Origin of the sequence: Erythrobacter sp. NFXS35 (assembly GCF_040148725.1) — a bacterium.
GTDB lineage: Bacteria > Pseudomonadota > Alphaproteobacteria > Sphingomonadales > Sphingomonadaceae > Erythrobacter.
In genome coordinates, this window is the sequence record NZ_JAGDEB010000001.1 from 801,850 (window position 1) to 816,933 (window position 15,084).

Sequence of the window (15,084 nt, forward strand, 5' to 3'; positions counted from 1 at the left end):
CATCAGAAATCGCGCCCCAGTGCCTGCGCGTAGGCCGCGCGGTAGTGCGCCGCCATCTGCTCCGCGTCGTAATGCGCGCGCGCGCGGTCGCGATTGGCTGCGCCGATGTGGGCGCGCAGATCGGGATCGTCGGCCAGTTCGGCGAACATCATGCCAAGCGCCTGCGGATCACCCGGCACAGCGATATAGGGGCGGTTGGGTTCTGCCACCATCTGCCGGATATCCCCGACATCGGGAGCGGCCACCGGCAGGCCCGCAGCCATCGCCTCCACCACCGACAGCGGGAACTGTTCCGACGCAGAAGACAGCGCGAAGATATCGAACAGGCCGATAATCTGCGCCGGATCGGCCACGGCTCCCGGCAGGTGGACGCGGTGGCTGACCTCGCAGGCCTCTGCCGCGGCGCGGATCGCATCGCGCTCGGGCCCGTCGCCGCAAATGACGAGATGCCAGTGATCGGGCAGCCCGGCCATGGCCTGCACCATAAGCGGCAACTGCTTGACCGCCCGCAAGCCTGCAAGCGTGCCGATCCAGCGCTCCCCGTCGCGCTTGACCACCCGCAGCGCACCGGGTTGGGGCGGCGCGGCGAAGGCAGCGGTGTCGATCCCATTGGCGATCCGCAGCACCTTGGCGCGCGGCTGCCCCCAAGCGTTCAGCGCAATCCGCTCCAACCCGGTCGAAGGCACGATCAGGCTGCTTGCCCGGTTCAGCGCCGCCCGCCGATAAAGGTTGCGCCTTGCCTTCAGCCCGTCGGCCTCGTCCTCGTTGAACCCGTCTTCGTGGTGCACCAGCGGTGGCAGGCCAAAATTGCGGGCAAATACCGCATGGGCCATCGCCGCATCCATCGCGCCCCAATTGTAAGTGCAGATGAGGTCATAGCCCTTCAGCGCCTCAGCCAGTGCCGCCAGCCGTCCGGGTGTGGGGAGCCCCTTGAGTGACGGGAAATCCGCCGGGAACCGCACGGCGACATCCGGATCGATCAGCGCGCGCGCGCCCATCGCATCCGGCTCGGCCGAGACGATTGTGTGTTCCAGCGCCGCCCTAAAGGCATTCATCAGCCCGACGCTGCGCACTTCCTTGCCCCCGGCGGAGAAAGTCGAATGGCAGTGGAGAACGCGAATGGCGGCTCCGGTGCCCTCGCTCATGCAATTCCGTCCAGCAGCGCGTCGATGGCAGCGCGCACTTCGGGCTCGTCGAGTGTCGGGGCATGGCCGGCGCGCGGCACGGTGATCGCGCGCATCGCCGGGTTTCTTGCCCCCATCTGACTGACCGTCTCAGCGCTGAGCAGTTCGGACAATTCGCCGCGTACCAGCAGCATGGGCACACCGCGCAGCGCCTCAAAGGCAAGCCACAGGTTCGGCGGCGCGGCGTTGCCCGGTTTGCCGAAAGGTTCGGCAATAGCCATGTCGTAATCGAAGGTGATCCGCCCGTTCTGGCTCACCACCATCGTCCGTTTGGCCATGTCGAGCCACTGGTCGAGGTCGTAATCGGGAAAGGCGGGGGCGTGCACCGCCTCCAGTCCGCGCGCGGCGTGAACCCAGGTGGGATAGCTGCGTCCCTGCCCGACATAAGCCGAGATCCGCGAAAGCCCGACTGGTTCGACCACCGGGCCGATATCATTCATCACCACCGCCGCGATCCGTTCCGGCTGGGCCTGGGCCAGCAGCATCGTCATCAGCCCGCCCATCGAGGTGCCGATCGCGATGAAGCGCGTGATGCCCTGTTCGGCCAGCAGCTTCTCCACGTCCGCAACATAAGCGATCGGGTTGTAAGTATCGGAGTCCGGAGCATAATCGCTTAGCCCCCGCCCGCGCATCTCGGGCACGATCACCCGGTGGCGGGCGCACAGATCCTCGGCCAGCCCGCCAAAATCGCGGCTATTGCGGGTCAGGCCGTGGAGGCACAGCACCGGCAGCGCGGCTCCACCCTCGGGACCCGGATAATTGCGGTAATGCAGGTTCAATCCGTCGCTGCTGGTCCAGTAGCGATCTTCGTAATTTGCAGCCATGAACGGCGATATTCCCTTGGGTTGAATGGCACCAGCAAAGCCGCCGGTGAAGGCGGGTTGCGTAACGATGCGCTTGTCCCCACTATCGCGGGATGAGCGAAGCTGTGCAACACCCGGATTCATCCAGGCCCTATCGTCCCGATCCTGCCATCCTCGCATTGGCGCCGTGGCTGGGCAGCGCGGTGGAGGCTGCATCCTTCCCCGAAACCCGCATCCGCTTTCGCAATGATCGTGCTGCGGCAAGCGTCGGGCTAGCTCGGCTGGACGATACGGAATGGGCTGCGCATTTCGGACGATTCGCCCCGCTACAAGGCAATCTGCCGCAGCCGCTGGCGCTGAAATATCACGGCCATCAGTTCCGGGTATACAATCCCGAGATCGGCGATGGCCGCGGGTTTCTGTTCGCGCAGCTGCGCGATGCCAACGAACGTCTGCTCGACCTCGGCACCAAGGGTTCGGGCCAGACCCCGTTCAGCCGAGCGGGCGACGGGCGGCTGACGCTGAAGGGCGCAGTGCGCGAGATTCTCGCCACCGAAATGCTGGAGGCGCTGGGGGTCAACACCTCGAAAACCTTATCGGTGGTCGAGACCGGGGAAAAGCTGTGGCGCGGTGACGAGCCGAGTCCCACGCGTTCCGCCGTGATGGTGCGGCTCAGCCATTCGCATATTCGGATCGGCACATTCCAGCGGTTGCTGGCGCTGGAGCAGGCGGAGGAAATGGCGCAGCTGGTCGATTACTGCCTCACGCAGTTTCCCGGCCCGCCGTTACCCGCAGATGCTCCGGCACGCGATGAACCAGCGGTGATCCTGATGCATCAGGTGGTCGAACGCATGGCCGATCTTGCCGCCAGCTACATGGTCGCAGGCTTTGTCCACGGGGTGCTGAATACCGACAACATGAACGTGACCGGCGAAAGCTTCGACTACGGCCCGTGGCGCTGGCTGCCCGAATGGGATCCGGGCTTTACTGCGGCCTATTTCGATCACTCCGGGCTGTACGCCTTCGGCCGCCAGCCAGAGGCGCTGCACTGGAACTGCGGGCAGTTCGCGGTGGCGCTGCGCCTGCTGACCAAAAGCGCGCCGCTGATCGCCGCGCTCGAACGGTTCGGTCCGCTTTACATGCAGGCGGCGGCGCGGCGCTGGTGCTGGCGGCTGGGGGTGGAATCGCGCGGGGCCGAGGATGACACCCGCCTGGTCAGCCTGTGCGAAGCGGCGATGCGCGAAAGCGGCGCGCAGCCCGACGCGTTCTTCTTCGCGCACCGCGGCGGACGCGGGCAGACGGATGGCGTGCTGGGTGACGTCTTGGCGGATTACACCCCCACCGCTTCCGCGCATGATTACTGGTCGGACGATGCGCCCCAATCGATGCTGGTCGAAGGAGTCGAAGCGATTTGGGCGGCGATCGACGAAGGCGACGACTGGAATCCGCTGCACGCCAAGGTTGCCGCCCTGCGGCGCATGGGCGAAGCGCACGGGCGTGCGCCGGTGCCTGCCGGACACGCGCATCAGGGTTGATCCGCAGCTTGTGCCGGGGTCTGTCTTCACCCTATCTTTTCATCTTGGGGCGCATTACCTCTCGCGGCGAGCTACGGATTGCACCGGCATGGGAAGGGAGGCGCAGTGACCGATAATTTCCTCGTATCCTGTGAGCCGGCCAGCGGCGAGGAGCTGTGGCGCGGTGTGCATGGCGATGTCGAGGCAGCGGTCAGCACTGCCCGCCGCGCCTGGCCGGCATGGGCGGCGCTGCCGCTCACCAGCCGAATCGGAGTTCTGCGCGCCTTCGCCAACGAGGTGCGGCGCGAGACAGATGCAATCGCGGAACTGATCGCGCGCGAGTCCGGCAAGCCCCTGTGGGAAGCGCGCGCCGAAGTGGATGCGGTGGTGAACAAGGTCGACATTTCGGTGCAGGCCTATGCCGAACGCACCGGCAAGAAAAAGTTCGACGCCGGGCTCAATGCCAGCGCCGCCGTGCGTCACAAACCGCACGGTGTGATGGTGGTGCTCGGCCCCTACAATTTTCCTGCGCACCTGCCCAATGGCCACATCATACCCGCGCTGCTGGCAGGCAATGCCGTATTGTTCAAACCTTCGGAGAAGACCCCGGCGGTGGGTGAGACGCTGGTCGCCTGCTTCCACCGCGCAGGCGTGCCCGAAGACGTGGTGCAACTGGTGATCGGCGGGCCGGGTGAAGGCAAGGCGCTGGTTTCGCATCCCGGCGTCGACGGTGTGCTGTTCACCGGCTCGGCCGATGCCGGCATAGCGATCAATCGCAAACTGGCCGCCAATCCGGGCAAGATCGTTGCGCTGGAAATGGGCGGCAACAATCCGATAGTGGTGATCGACACGCCCAAGCTGACCGATGCCGCCGCGCTGATCGTGCAAAGTGCCTTCACCAGCGCCGGGCAACGCTGCACTGCCGCCCGGCGGCTGATCGTCAAGGACAGCGTGTATGATGACCTGATGGCCGAATTGCTGCCTTTGGCGCGCAAGCTGATGGTGGGCGATCCGCTGGGTGAGCCGCAGCCCTTCATGGGGCCGGTGATCGACAATGACGCGGCCGACAGGCTGGTCGAAAGCTTCCTGACGCTGATGACAGCCGGAGGTAGGCCGTTGCTGCACATGCGCCGCAGCGTGCCCGATCTGCCGTTCCTTACCGCAGGCATCATCGATGTGACCAACATTCCCGATCGCCCCGACATCGAATTGTTCGGGCCGATCTTGCAGGTGATCCGGGTGCCCGATCTCGACGCCGGCATTACCGAGGCGAACAACACCCGCTTTGGCCTGTCAGCATCGCTGATTGGCGGCACGCCCGAGGACTACGGGCGGTTCTGGGCCAATATCCGCGCCGGGATCATCAACTGGAACGGGCCGACCAACGGCGCTTCGTCGAAGGCGCCGTTCGGCGGTATCGGGCTGTCGGGCAATCACCGCCCCGCCGCCTATTATGCCGCTGATTATTGCGCCTATCCGGTTGCCAGCACCGAAATGGATCAACCGCGTGCCACCATCGGCGTTGGCCTCAGGCCCTGACTGCAGGGCTCTGGGTTCAGGGCTCTGAGTTCAGGGCTCAGGGGGCACGATACAGCAGGTCGACGGCGGTCAGGCCGCTCGGGCCCTGGCGGATCAGAACCGTCAGCGCCTCGCCGCCTTTTCCGCTGGCCGTCAGACCGGTGACGGGCCGCTCGTAAAGCACCGACTGCAGCCCGGCACGCAGCGCGTAGTTGAAGTGGTATTGCAGCACATCTGCAGATGCTGCTGGCGTTCGGTAACGAACGATACGCAGACGGCACCCTGCCACCTGCGCGCCAGCCGCCTGCATCACCATCCCGTGCGGCATGATCGTAGCGACCGATGGCGGATCGACCGCCCAGATGAAGCCTTCCTCGATCACGGCAGCGCATCGCTCTGGTGCGCCCAGCACAGCGAGCAAGTCCTCAACCGTGGCATTTGCCGCGAGCACTGGCCCGCTTTTCTCCACTGCTGCGGGTAGCGACACAATCTCTCCCCCCTCCAGCAATTCGATACGGGCCGCCTCGCGCGCGGCTCGCGCTGTCTCCGGCGTTGCAGGCACCAGCGGCAGTGCGGTGTCTCCGGCAAAGTCCAGCAGCGCATTGGCCGCGTTGCGGGCCGAAAGATCGGGGTCGCTCATCAGCGGATCATACAGCGCGCGCGCCACCACCGGGTCGGTCGCCAGCGGATCGACCGAAGTACGATCCTCGCGCTCACCCGAGCAGGCCGCCAGCAGCGAGAGCAGGACAAGGGGCAAGACACAGCGCATTTCCCTGCCGATGCCATAATATGGTTAAGAACCCGCATTCCGCCCCAAGGCAAAAGCGCCTCCGGAGCCGGTTGGCTTCCGAAGGCGCTTCCCGCAAGCCGATGGGCCTGCGCCGACGACCGCTTGGTGGGAGCGGCCGCAAGTTGTGCAAGTACATGCTAAAACGTCCGTTTCGATACATGTCTTGTTGAGTGCGTTCATCTATATGGCATCAAACCTGAACGAACTGGCACTATAGCCGAAAGCCGTCGTTCATCGCTGCAGCACTGCTTGCGCACCGGGTCATCGCACCCTAACGGCAGCCTTTCATGGCCGCTTCCGCACCCTCATCCTCCACCGGCCAATCCGCGCCTTCGGGCCTCGCCCCGGCGATCGGCGCCTATCTGATCTGGGGCTTTCTGCCGCTCTACCTGCTACTGGTGAAAGCCGTCCCGCCATTCGAATTCGTCGGCTGGCGGATCATCTGGACGCTGCCGCTGTGTCTGGTGATTGTCGCTGTCCGGCGCCAGTTTCCCGAGCTTGTAGCTGCGCTCAAAAGCCCGCGCGCCCTGCTCGCGCTGCTGGCGAGCGCGATGCTGATCGGCACCAACTGGTTCATCTATGTCTGGGCGATCATGGAGGGGCAGGTCTATGCAACCAGCATCGGTTATTACCTGAACCCGCTCATCAACGTGCTGCTCGGCACGCTGTTTCTCGGAGAGAAGCTGTCGCGGCGGCAATGGCTCGCGGTGGGCGTGGCGGGATTGGCCGTTGTACTGCTTGCGGCCGGCGCGTTGACGAGCCTGTGGATCAGCCTCAGCCTTGCGTTCAGCTTTGCCTTCTATGGCCTTGTTCGCAAGCAGGTTTCGGTTGGATCGCTGCCCGGTTTGACAATCGAAAGCGCGATCCTGCTGCTGCCCGCCAGTGCGGTGGCGCTGTGGTATGCAAGCGGGCCGCAAGGCTCATCCTTCGGGCAGGACACCTTCCTCAGCCTCGCGATTGTCTTTTCCGGCGTTGCCACTGCCGTGCCGCTGCTGATGTTCGCGCTCGCTGCGCGGCGGATGGACTATTCGACGCTCGGCTTCATCCAGTATCTCGCGCCAACCATCGTCTTCATACTCGGACTCACGGTGTTCCGCCAACCGCTTGAACCGGCGAAACTTCTGAGCTTCGTGCTGATCTGGATCGCAGTCGGGATCTTCGTTTACGACCTGTGGGCGAAACGGCGCAGCAGCCGGAAGGCGGCGGCTTAGCCGACGAACCGCCAGCCAAGCGTCGCGCCCGCGTGGAACGGCACGATGTCCTCGCCTGTCACCTGCAGCACCTTCGGCACCGCATGATCGGCACGTTCCAGCGTCACGCTCTGCTCGTTGACAGGCAGCTTGTAGAACGCGGGGCCGCGGAGCGAGGCAAAGCTTTCAAACTGATCCAGCGCATCCTCCTCATCGAACACCGAAAGATAGCTTTCCAGCGCATAGGGCGCACCGAAGATGCCTGCGCAGCCGCAGGCGCTTTCCTTGTCGCGCTTGAGATGCGGGGCGCTGTCGGTGCCCAGAAAAAACTTGGCGCTCCCGCCGGTGGCCGCCTTGCGCAGCGCCAGCCGGTGGCTCTCGCGCTTGGCGACCGGCAGGCAGTAATTGTGCGGCTGAATACCGCCCACCAGCATGGCATTGCGATTGATGTGGAGGTGCTGGGGCGTGATGGTCGCGGCCACGTTCGGTCCGGCTTCCAGCACGAAATCGACTGCATCGCTGGTGGTGATATGTTCGAACACCACGCGCAGCTTGGGAAAGCTTGCAACAATGCCGCGCAAGTGCCTGTCGATGAACTCTTTTTCGCGGTCGAACACGTCGACATGATGGTCGGTCACCTCGCCGTGGATGCACAGCACGATATCCTCGGCCTCCATCCGCGCCAGAACCGGATACAGCTTTTCGACGTTGCTCACACCCGCGGCCGAATTGGTGGTGGCGTTGGCGGGATACAGCTTGGCGGCGGTGAACACACCTTGCGCCGCGCCGCGCGCCAGATCGTCAGCATCGGTATCGTCGGTGAGATAGCACGTCATCAGCGGAGTAAACCGCACGCCCTCGGGCACGGCGGCCAGGATACGTTCCCGATAGGCCGCCGCCAGCGCGGTCGTGGTCACCGGCGGGCTGAGATTGGGCATCACGATCGCGCGGGCAAACTGTCGGGCGGTATAGGGCACCACCTCGCGCATGATGGCCCCATCGCGGAAATGCAGGTGCCAGTCGTCGGGGCGGCGGATCGTGAGGCTGTCGGTCATGGCTTCCCCTTAGCGATGCGTCATCCTATCTGTCACGCATGACTGTAACCTGCCTCACCGATCGTGCCATTATCCGCCTCTCCGCGCTGGACGAAGGGGAAGATGTCGCCGCCTTCCTGCAAGGCCTCGTCACCAATGACGTGCAGGGGCCGCTCCCCTGCTACGCTGCGTTGCTGAGCGCGCAGGGCAAGCACATGTTCGATTTTCTGGTGTGGGGCGACGGGGCAGACCTGCTTGTCGATTGCGAGGCGGCGCTGGCCGATGACCTGGCAAAGCGGCTGTCGATGTACCGGCTGCGGCGCAAGATTGCGATTGCCCGCGACGATTCGCTCGCCGTGCATTGGAGCCGCGATGCACAGGACGGCGCAGTGCCCGATCCGCGCCTGCCGGAACTGGGCTGGCGCTGGCTGGCAACTGCAAATGGGAGCGAGCGCGCCGATGATGCGTGGCACGCCCACCGCCTGTCGCTGGGCGTGCCCGAAGGTCGCGCAGAACTCGGCGATATCCTGTGGCTGGAAACCAACGCAGTCGAACTGAACGGCGTGAGCTTCACCAAGGGCTGTTATGTCGGGCAGGAAAACACCGCGCGCATGAACTGGCGGCAGAAGGTCAACCGGCGGTTGGTGGTGGTCCCGTTGGCGCACTCGGACGAAGCGCGGCGGGTGATCGCCTATCCCGAACTCGGCCTTGCCGTAGATCACCTGCGGACCGAGAAGCTCGATCCCAACGCTCTGCCCGCCTGGCAGCGCGCCGGAGTAATCGCGCCCGAAGCCTAGCCCTGTTCGTAGACCGCGAGCGAGGCTTCGAGCATTGCCGTCGCCCGTTCACGCGCGGCATCGCGCGGCAGGCCGAGCGCCTTGGCCAGCGCCCCGCCGATCAATGCATCGCCCAGCGCCATCAGCACCAGCGTCAGCGTGTCGCCATGAATGCGGCCCGGCTCACTACCATGGCTGGCTTCTTCGGGCGCGATCTCGTCGACCAGATCATGAATGGTCGAAATGATCGGATCGAGCGCGTCCTCGTTGCCGGTCAGCAGCATCCAGCTGGTCAGCGCGCCCGCGCCCTCGCGGTCGAAAGCGTCGAAGGCAAGATCCACCACTTCGCGCGGAGCGCCGAGCCCTGCACGGCTGGCGCGCACGGCGTCGATGATTGTCTCGCACACCGAACGTGCCAGATGTTCGGCCAGCGCCTTTTGCAGCCCGGACGCCGATCCGAAATGGTGCAGCAGGTTGGCGTGGGTCCGCCCGATCCGGGTCGCCACCGCTTTCAGCGTCACGGATTGCGGCCCCGTCTCGATTAGCAGCGCACGCGCGGCGGCGAGCGCGGAGCTGCGCGATTCTTCGGGGGTCAACCTTTTGCGACTGGACATAGGCGGCTGCGCCTAACGGCTTTTGCCGGGGTCGACAAGCCGTGCGGCGGGTGCGGTCAGGCCGCGCGTTGGTGTTCGCTGCCCGCACCGCCCAGTGCAAGCCGGTAACCGACCGCTGGCACCATCTCGCCGCGCCCGCAGGAAAAACGCTCTTCTACCCGGCCCGTCGGATCGAAGCCGAGCTTTCTGAGCACCTTGCCCGATGCCGGATTGTCGAGAAAATGCGAGGCGACCAGTTCGCGATGGCCGAGCGTTGCTGCGATTTCCAGCACCGCTGCGCCCGCCTCGGTGGCGAAGCCCTGCCCCCAGAAGCTGCGCGCGATCCAGTAGCCAAGTTCGATCGCTCCGCCGTCATTGGCGGCATCGCCCATCGGCCCCAATCCGATGCAGCCGACTGCCTGCGCATCGGCGGCGCGGGTGACGAGGAAACGCGGGTAAAGCGGCTCCACGGGACGCGCGGCGAATTCGCGAGCGTGACTTTCGTCATAAGGCCAGGGCGCGCTGGCGAGGTTCCGCACAACGCCTTCGTCGGCGATTCCGGCCAGTAGAGCCTGCCAGTCCTCGGGCCAGATCGGCCGCAACAGCAATCTTTGACTGCGATGGAACACGAGTTCTCCCTTCCTCGCCCCACGCCGCCGATAACGGCAACGCATGACAATTTCGTGGCCGCGAAACTTTATGATTCGGCGGCAATGACGAGGGAGAATGCAAAGAGGGAGACGGACCCCTCGTATCGAGGATGGTCCCATCTCCCTCTTGAAGCCGGTTATTCACCGACTGGAACCATCCTTGCGGATGATCCCTTTATCGAATCATCCGCTTATTCGGCGGCTTCCGCCATGACATCGACAGAGACGTATTTACGGCCCTGCTTGCCACCGTGGAATCGCACCACGCCTTCGGCGAGCGAATACAGGGTGTGATCCTTGCCGATGCCGACATTCACGCCCGGGTATACGCGGGTGCCGCGCTGACGGATAATGATGTTGCCGCCGATCACTTCCTGACCGCCGAACTTCTTCACGCCCAAGCGACGACCGGCCGAATCACGACCGTTACGCGACGAACCGCCTGCTTTCTTATGTGCCATGGTTCACCCGCTCCTTATTCAGCCGAGGCCGCGGCGTCTGCCGGGGCTTCGCTCTTGGTCTTCTTGGCGGCGGCCTTCTTGGCAGCCGGCTTATCTTCGCCCACGGCGGTGATCCGCAGCAGAGTCATCTGCTGCCGATGGCCGTTCTTGCGACGATAATTGTGACGGCGACGCTTCTTGAAGACAATCACCTTCTCGCTCTTGGCCTGCGCGATGATTTCCGCCGAAACGGTCACCTTGGCGGCATCGGCGATGCTTTCGCCTTCACCGGCGAGCAAAATATCGCTCAGCGTGATGGTGTCGCCGGCTTCGCCTGCGAGCTTTTCAACGGCAATCTTGTCTCCGGCGGCAACCCGATATTGCTTGCCGCCGGTGCGCACTACAGCGAACATGGCTTTATACTCTCAATCTTGTGCAATGTCCGGAAGGGCGTGGCACGCCATGCCTACCGAACGGCAATGCGACGCTGCGCGAATGCAGCGCCGGAAAGATGGGTGCCGTTAGGGGAAAGGTGTTTGCAAGTCAACGGCTGCGGGCGGCAAAAAACACGCAACGTTGATCTGACTGTTCCCTTTGCCACCGAAGGGTGTCGTGGTAACGGAGACAGGGATCTATATGCAAGTGCGACGGAAAATTCTTGGCCTGCTTCCGCTGATTGCGGCGGTGAGCGCCTGCGCGGGGTCGGATACACGCTATCCTTCGCTGGCAATGCGGTCGTTCGAAGTGAACCCGCCGCCGTCCGGCCCGACCCGGCCGCCTGCGCCGACTCGCCCCATCGTCGATGACGCAACGTTGGTGGCGCTTGTCGACCGCGCAGTCACCGCAGACACGAAGTTCAGCCGTCAGCAAGCCGAAGCCGCACAATTGGCCCGCGCCGCTGCCGGACGACCTATCGAAAGCGATGCTCGCGCGGCTGCGCTGGTGTCAATGGCCGATCTTGCCGCCCATCGCGGCGCGACCACCACCGTGCTGGCCGAGCTTGATGAACTCGCCGTCACCGCGGCGACCACCTTTGCTCCGACGCAAGAGATTGAAGGCGCGCGGGCGCAGGTGCTCACACTGGTGACCGATCAGAACGCGGCGATGGAACGTTTGTGGGAGATGATGGAAACATGAACCTGGCCTGCAGCACCTGCCCGGTGAACGAGACTGCCGCCTGCGCCGTTCTGACCACGGAGGAACGCGACGCGATGGCCGCAGCCGGACGCACGCGCACCCTGAGACGCGGCGAGATGCTGTTCGCCGCCGGGGACGAGGATGCCGCCTGCGCGACGCTGCTTTCCGGCGCACTCAAGGTTTCGGCAGTGGATGCCGACGGCAACGAGCAGATTCTGTCTCTGGTCCATCCGGCGGGCTTCATCGGCGAGCTGTTCGCGCCGTTTGCCCACCACGATGTCGTGGCGCTGACCGACAGCCGGCTGTGCACCTTCGCCAAGCGCGATATCGAGCGCGCAATCGAGGATTATCCCGCCCTCGCCCGCGCGTTGCTGCGCCGCAGCCAGGCCGATCTGCTGGCGACCCGCACATTGCTGGAACTCACCGGCCACGCCAGCGCCGAGGCACGACTGGCCGCATTGCTGCACGATTTCGCCTTTGCCGCCAGCGACAGCTCCTGCCATCTCGCCAAGCGGTTCGACCTGCCGCTGACCCGCGGTGAAATCGGCAACATGCTCGGCCTCACCATCGAAACGGTCAGCCGCAAGCTGGGCGAACTTGAGGATACGGGCGCGATCCAGCGCGAAGGCAAGCGCGGTATTCTGATCCGCGATCCGGAACTGCTGCACGACATTTCGGGACGATAGATTCGGAGCGGCGGCAGGGAGAGGAGCCGCCGCCCCGAGGGGAGCCGTTCAGGTTAGGCGACGATCGCGGCGATTACCGCGATGGCAAGGCCCCACACCACCAGCAGCACCGGCAGGATCAGCACCTGGATCGTCGCATCGCGCGGGGCGAGCCGCCCCGTATTGGTCATGATGCCGCGTGTTTCGAAATCGCCCCGCGTCTGCGGCTGGGTGGTGTTGCCGGCCAGCCGCGTCCACATCGCCGGAACCGCAAAAAAGGCTGCGATGAGCAGGACGATGATCGCCATCGGGATCGCCAGCACCGGGTTCGCAAACGCGCTGCCGACGATCACCAGAAAGCCCAGATAGCAGCCCACTGTCGCCCCGTAGAGCGCGGTCGGCAGTCCGAAATTGCGGTCGGTTTCCACCTGGTGACGGACGGTTGCGGGTTGCTCGACAACGCGGGCATCACCGCGGGCGATCAGGTCGTGGACGATGTGGCTCATGGGTGGTCCTCCTTGTTGAAGAAGGATTACTGCGCCCAGTGCAGCCCTGCTTTGACGCGGATCAAATCAGCTTTGCCAGCGCGCAAGATCGCGATGGTCATCGGCGCGCGGTTCGATCCAGTGCCATTCGCTGCCCCCGTTCTGGTTGGCGCGCTTCTCGCGCTTCCAGAACCACGCAGCGCTTTTCAGATGGTCCATGCAGAAATCGACAGCGTCGATGGAGTCGCGGCGATGCAGCGCGGCCGCAGAAACGCAGACAATCGGCTCTCCCGGCCGCAGCACGCCGACACGGTGCACCATCAACAGGCCCATCAGGGTGAAGCGGTCGAACGCGCGGTCGGCCAACTCGTGCATCCCCGGCAGGGTGAGCGGTTCGTAATGACTGAGTTCAAGCGCCTCGACCCCGTCATCGTAGCGGACTTCGCCCACAAAGGTGCACACCCCGCCCAACCCCGGATTGGCCTGCGTGAACGGGCCGATCAGCGTGCCGGGGATGAACATTTGCTCAGCCAAGCGAATATCGCGCATCGGATCAGCCGCCGGACACGGGGGGCAGGAAGGCGACCTCGTCGCCATGCCGCGCGACAATCCCTTCGCGGTCGGCCAGCACCTCACCGTTGAGGGCGACCTTAACTCGCTTATCACGGACTGCATCGGATAGCCCTTCGCGGACATGATCGTCCAACAAGGCGAGGATATCCGGCCAGTCAATATCCCCAGAATTCGAGGCGAATTGGCTTTCCGATTTGCCCGCCGCATCGGCGAGCTTGCCAAGATAGACGAAACGGATCACGCCAAGCCTCCGTCGTCATTGCGAGCGACCGGAGGTCGCGCGGCAATCCAGCTTCGGAACTGGATTGCTTCGCTGCGCTCGCAATGACGAAGCATGGGCCTCACCCCCCCGTCATCGACATGTGGCGCGGCACGGCTGGTGCCGCATCGCGGTTATCCATGCGGAAATGATGCTTTTCCGGCTTGATCCGCAGCGCCTCGTCCAGTGCGGCGGCGAGGTTGGCTTCGGGCGCGTCGGACCGCAGCGCGGCGCGCAAATCGACCTGCTCGCCTCCGCCAAGGCATGGGTAAAGCTGGCCGGTCGCGGTCACCCTCAGGCGGTTGCACCCCGCGCAGAAATTGTTCGTGTGCGGAGTAATGAAGCCGAGCCTGCCGCCGGTTTCGGCCACATCGACATAGCGCGCCGGGCCACCGGTGGCATGGGCGTTGTCGGTCAACGTCCAGCGGTGTTCCAGATCGCGCCTGACATCATCGAGCGGCAGATACTGGTCGAGCCGCTCCTCCTCGACATCGCCCAGTGGCATCACTTCGATCAGGGTGACATCATGGCCCTGCCCATGCGCCCAGGCGATCAGATCGGGCAGTTCGCCTTCGTTGATGCCCTTCAGCGCAACCGCATTGAGTTTGACGCGCAGCCCCGCCGCCTTGGCGGCAGCGATCCCTTCGAGCACCTGCGGGAGCGCGTCACGCCGGGTCAGTTTGGCGAATTTGGCGCGGTCCAGCGTGTCGAGCGAGACGTTCACCCGCTTGACCCCGGTGTGGGCCAGCGCCTCGGCATGGCTTGCCAACTGCGTGCCGTTCGTGGTCAGCGTCAGTTCCGCCAGGCCCCCATGTTCTTTGGGCCCCAGCCTGCGCCCCAGCGCGGTGAACAGGTCGATGATGTCGCGCCGCACCAGCGGTTCGCCCCCGGTGATGCGGATCTTGGTCACCCCGCGCGCGATGAAGCCGGTGGCAAGATCATGCAGTTCCTCCAGCGTCAGCACTTCGGCCTTGGGCAGGAAGGTCATGCGTTCGGGCATGCAGTAGGAACAGCGCAGATCACAGCGATCGGTCACCGAAAGGCGCAGATAGGTGATGCGGCGCTGAAAGTTGTCGACCAGCGGCGGCAGGGCGCTTGCCGACGCGTTCAGCTCAATCAGATCGCGTTGGCGAGGCGGGTCAATCTGCACGCCCTCATTCATGGCACACGAGATACTGCCCTGTCACCCCGGGCGCCTCCGCCAGAAAGCGCAAGCTGGCGTCCCGCGCCGATCCGGGCGGTCCGGCAACCACATTGACGCGGGCAGGCGCTGCCTCGCGCGCCAGATCGCGGGCCATCGCAAGACGCCAGTCGCGGTGTTCGTGGCCTGCGGGCGGCAGGATGATGGCCAGCGCAGTCACGTCGGGCGCGGCGAGCAGCGCACGCGCAGATTCGAGGTAGAACGCCATGAACGCCCCCGCCGCATCCAGCGGGCCTTCCGGCAGACGCCCCGCTTCAAGCTGGCGCATCATG

19 protein-coding genes are annotated in these 15,084 nt (G+C 64.7%); 6 read left to right on the top strand and 13 right to left on the bottom strand.

The annotated features are described in order from the left end of the window. Nucleotides 1-2: 2 nt before the first annotated feature. A complete protein-coding gene (locus tag J3454_RS03930) occupies nucleotides 3-1,145 on the bottom strand; it encodes a glycosyltransferase family 4 protein (RefSeq protein ID WP_349512441.1) in 1,143 nt (380 codons plus the stop codon). After that, on the bottom strand, nucleotides 1,142-2,008 hold the full coding sequence (locus J3454_RS03935) for an alpha/beta fold hydrolase (RefSeq protein ID WP_349512442.1): 867 nt from the start codon (nucleotides 2,006-2,008) through the stop codon (nucleotides 1,142-1,144). The genes J3454_RS03930 and J3454_RS03935 overlap by 4 nt, the downstream gene beginning before the upstream one ends. A 92-nt stretch (nucleotides 2,009-2,100) precedes the next feature. On the opposite strand from J3454_RS03935, the gene J3454_RS03940 reads away from it, so the two are divergent. Continuing rightward, a complete protein-coding gene (locus J3454_RS03940; protein ID WP_349512443.1) occupies nucleotides 2,101-3,522 on the top strand; it encodes a protein adenylyltransferase SelO family protein in 1,422 nt (473 codons plus the stop codon). 105 nt (nucleotides 3,523-3,627) lie between these two features. Then, nucleotides 3,628-5,040, top strand: coding sequence for a succinylglutamate-semialdehyde dehydrogenase (gene astD / locus J3454_RS03945; RefSeq protein ID WP_349512444.1), 1,413 nt, complete (start codon nucleotides 3,628-3,630; stop codon nucleotides 5,038-5,040). A gap of 37 nt (nucleotides 5,041-5,077) precedes the next feature. On the opposite strand, the gene J3454_RS03950 is transcribed toward astD, so the two are convergent. Continuing rightward, complete coding sequence (locus J3454_RS03950) at nucleotides 5,078-5,776, bottom strand: hypothetical protein (RefSeq protein WP_349512445.1); 699 nt, start codon at nucleotides 5,774-5,776, stop codon at nucleotides 5,078-5,080. A 320-nt stretch (nucleotides 5,777-6,096) separates the two neighbouring features. On the opposite strand from J3454_RS03950, the gene rarD reads away from it, so the two are divergent. Beyond that, complete coding sequence (gene rarD / locus J3454_RS03955; protein WP_349512446.1) at nucleotides 6,097-7,020, top strand: EamA family transporter RarD; 924 nt, start codon at nucleotides 6,097-6,099, stop codon at nucleotides 7,018-7,020. Here the strand turns inward: rarD and pyrC are convergent. Next, entirely contained in the window at nucleotides 7,017-8,054 is a 1,038-nt protein-coding gene (gene pyrC / locus J3454_RS03960; RefSeq protein WP_349512447.1) for a dihydroorotase, read from the bottom strand. The genes rarD and pyrC overlap by 4 nt on opposite strands. Before the next feature lie 38 nt (nucleotides 8,055-8,092). On the opposite strand from pyrC, the gene ygfZ reads away from it, so the two are divergent. Beyond that, nucleotides 8,093-8,830 (top strand): CAF17-like 4Fe-4S cluster assembly/insertion protein YgfZ, encoded by a 738-nt coding sequence (ygfZ, locus tag J3454_RS03965; protein WP_349512448.1) that lies wholly within the window; start codon nucleotides 8,093-8,095, stop codon nucleotides 8,828-8,830. Here the strand turns inward: ygfZ and J3454_RS03970 are convergent. The 4 genes from J3454_RS03970 to rplU form a co-directional block, all read right to left on the bottom strand. Beyond that, entirely contained in the window at nucleotides 8,827-9,423 is a 597-nt protein-coding gene (locus J3454_RS03970) for a TetR/AcrR family transcriptional regulator (protein WP_349512449.1), read from the bottom strand. The genes ygfZ and J3454_RS03970 overlap by 4 nt on opposite strands. A gap of 56 nt (nucleotides 9,424-9,479) precedes the next feature. After that, on the bottom strand, nucleotides 9,480-10,031 hold the full coding sequence (locus J3454_RS03975; protein ID WP_349512450.1) for a GNAT family N-acetyltransferase: 552 nt from the start codon (nucleotides 10,029-10,031) through the stop codon (nucleotides 9,480-9,482). Nucleotides 10,032-10,243: 212 nt separating this feature from the next. Further along, a complete protein-coding gene (rpmA, locus tag J3454_RS03980; RefSeq protein ID WP_296718347.1) occupies nucleotides 10,244-10,513 on the bottom strand; it encodes a 50S ribosomal protein L27 in 270 nt (89 codons plus the stop codon). A 14-nt stretch (nucleotides 10,514-10,527) separates the two neighbouring features. Continuing rightward, nucleotides 10,528-10,893, bottom strand: a complete 366-nt coding sequence (gene rplU, locus J3454_RS03985; RefSeq protein ID WP_349512451.1) for a 50S ribosomal protein L21 — start codon at nucleotides 10,891-10,893, stop codon at nucleotides 10,528-10,530. 241 nt (nucleotides 10,894-11,134) lie between these two features. Between rplU and J3454_RS03990 the strand changes: the two genes are divergently transcribed. Next, nucleotides 11,135-11,629, top strand: coding sequence for a hypothetical protein (locus tag J3454_RS03990; RefSeq protein WP_349512452.1), 495 nt, complete (start codon nucleotides 11,135-11,137; stop codon nucleotides 11,627-11,629). Beyond that, the gene (locus J3454_RS03995; RefSeq protein WP_349512453.1) at nucleotides 11,626-12,315 is read left to right on the top strand and encodes a Crp/Fnr family transcriptional regulator; all 690 of its coding nucleotides are present in this window, start codon (nucleotides 11,626-11,628) and stop codon (nucleotides 12,313-12,315) included. Before J3454_RS03990 ends, J3454_RS03995 begins: the two co-directional genes overlap by 4 nt. Before the next feature lie 53 nt (nucleotides 12,316-12,368). Here the strand turns inward: J3454_RS03995 and J3454_RS04000 are convergent, their stop codons facing one another. The 5 genes from J3454_RS04000 to J3454_RS04020 all read right to left on the bottom strand — a co-directional run bounded on the left by J3454_RS04000 (nucleotide 12,369) and on the right by J3454_RS04020 (nucleotide 15,083). Continuing rightward, on the bottom strand, nucleotides 12,369-12,800 hold the full coding sequence (locus J3454_RS04000) for a hypothetical protein (protein ID WP_349512454.1): 432 nt from the start codon (nucleotides 12,798-12,800) through the stop codon (nucleotides 12,369-12,371). Nucleotides 12,801-12,866: 66 nt separating this feature from the next. Continuing rightward, nucleotides 12,867-13,328: a molybdenum cofactor biosynthesis protein MoaE gene (locus J3454_RS04005; RefSeq protein ID WP_349512455.1), complete on the bottom strand. Its 462-nt coding sequence runs from the start codon at nucleotides 13,326-13,328 to the stop codon at nucleotides 12,867-12,869. 4 nt (nucleotides 13,329-13,332) lie between these two features. Then, on the bottom strand, nucleotides 13,333-13,593 hold the full coding sequence (locus J3454_RS04010) for a MoaD/ThiS family protein (RefSeq protein ID WP_349512456.1): 261 nt from the start codon (nucleotides 13,591-13,593) through the stop codon (nucleotides 13,333-13,335). Between the two features lie 100 nt (nucleotides 13,594-13,693). Further along, nucleotides 13,694-14,773, bottom strand: a complete 1,080-nt coding sequence (moaA, locus tag J3454_RS04015; protein ID WP_349512457.1) for a GTP 3',8-cyclase MoaA — start codon at nucleotides 14,771-14,773, stop codon at nucleotides 13,694-13,696. After that, nucleotides 14,766-15,083: a Rossmann fold domain-containing protein gene (locus J3454_RS04020; RefSeq protein WP_349512458.1), complete on the bottom strand. Its 318-nt coding sequence runs from the start codon at nucleotides 15,081-15,083 to the stop codon at nucleotides 14,766-14,768. The genes moaA and J3454_RS04020 overlap by 8 nt, the downstream gene beginning before the upstream one ends. Between the last annotated feature and the right edge of the window lies 1 nt (nucleotide 15,084).

What these genes read in the sequence shown, in the direction of transcription:
- J3454_RS03930 (WP_349512441.1), bottom strand. Translation starts at nt 1,145, where the DNA reads ATGAGCGAGGGCACCGGAGCCGCCATTCGCGTTCTCCACTGCCATTCG.
- J3454_RS03935 (WP_349512442.1), bottom strand. Translation starts at nt 2,008, where the DNA reads ATGGCTGCAAATTACGAAGATCGCTACTGGACCAGCAGCGACGGATTG.
- J3454_RS03940 (WP_349512443.1), top strand. Translation starts at nt 2,101, where the DNA reads ATGAGCGAAGCTGTGCAACACCCGGATTCATCCAGGCCCTATCGTCCC.
- rarD (WP_349512446.1), top strand. Translation starts at nt 6,097, where the DNA reads ATGGCCGCTTCCGCACCCTCATCCTCCACCGGCCAATCCGCGCCTTCG.
- pyrC (WP_349512447.1), bottom strand. Translation starts at nt 8,054, where the DNA reads ATGACCGACAGCCTCACGATCCGCCGCCCCGACGACTGGCACCTGCAT.
- ygfZ (WP_349512448.1), top strand. Translation starts at nt 8,093, where the DNA reads ATGACTGTAACCTGCCTCACCGATCGTGCCATTATCCGCCTCTCCGCG.
- J3454_RS03970 (WP_349512449.1), bottom strand. Translation starts at nt 9,423, where the DNA reads ATGTCCAGTCGCAAAAGGTTGACCCCCGAAGAATCGCGCAGCTCCGCG.
- rpmA (WP_296718347.1), bottom strand. Translation starts at nt 10,513, where the DNA reads ATGGCACATAAGAAAGCAGGCGGTTCGTCGCGTAACGGTCGTGATTCG.
- J3454_RS03995 (WP_349512453.1), top strand. Translation starts at nt 11,626, where the DNA reads ATGAACCTGGCCTGCAGCACCTGCCCGGTGAACGAGACTGCCGCCTGC.
- J3454_RS04000 (WP_349512454.1), bottom strand. Translation starts at nt 12,800, where the DNA reads ATGAGCCACATCGTCCACGACCTGATCGCCCGCGGTGATGCCCGCGTT.
- J3454_RS04005 (WP_349512455.1), bottom strand. Translation starts at nt 13,328, where the DNA reads ATGCGCGATATTCGCTTGGCTGAGCAAATGTTCATCCCCGGCACGCTG.
- moaA (WP_349512457.1), bottom strand. Translation starts at nt 14,773, where the DNA reads ATGAATGAGGGCGTGCAGATTGACCCGCCTCGCCAACGCGATCTGATT.
- J3454_RS04020 (WP_349512458.1), bottom strand. Translation starts at nt 15,083, where the DNA reads ATGATGCGCCAGCTTGAAGCGGGGCGTCTGCCGGAAGGCCCGCTGGAT.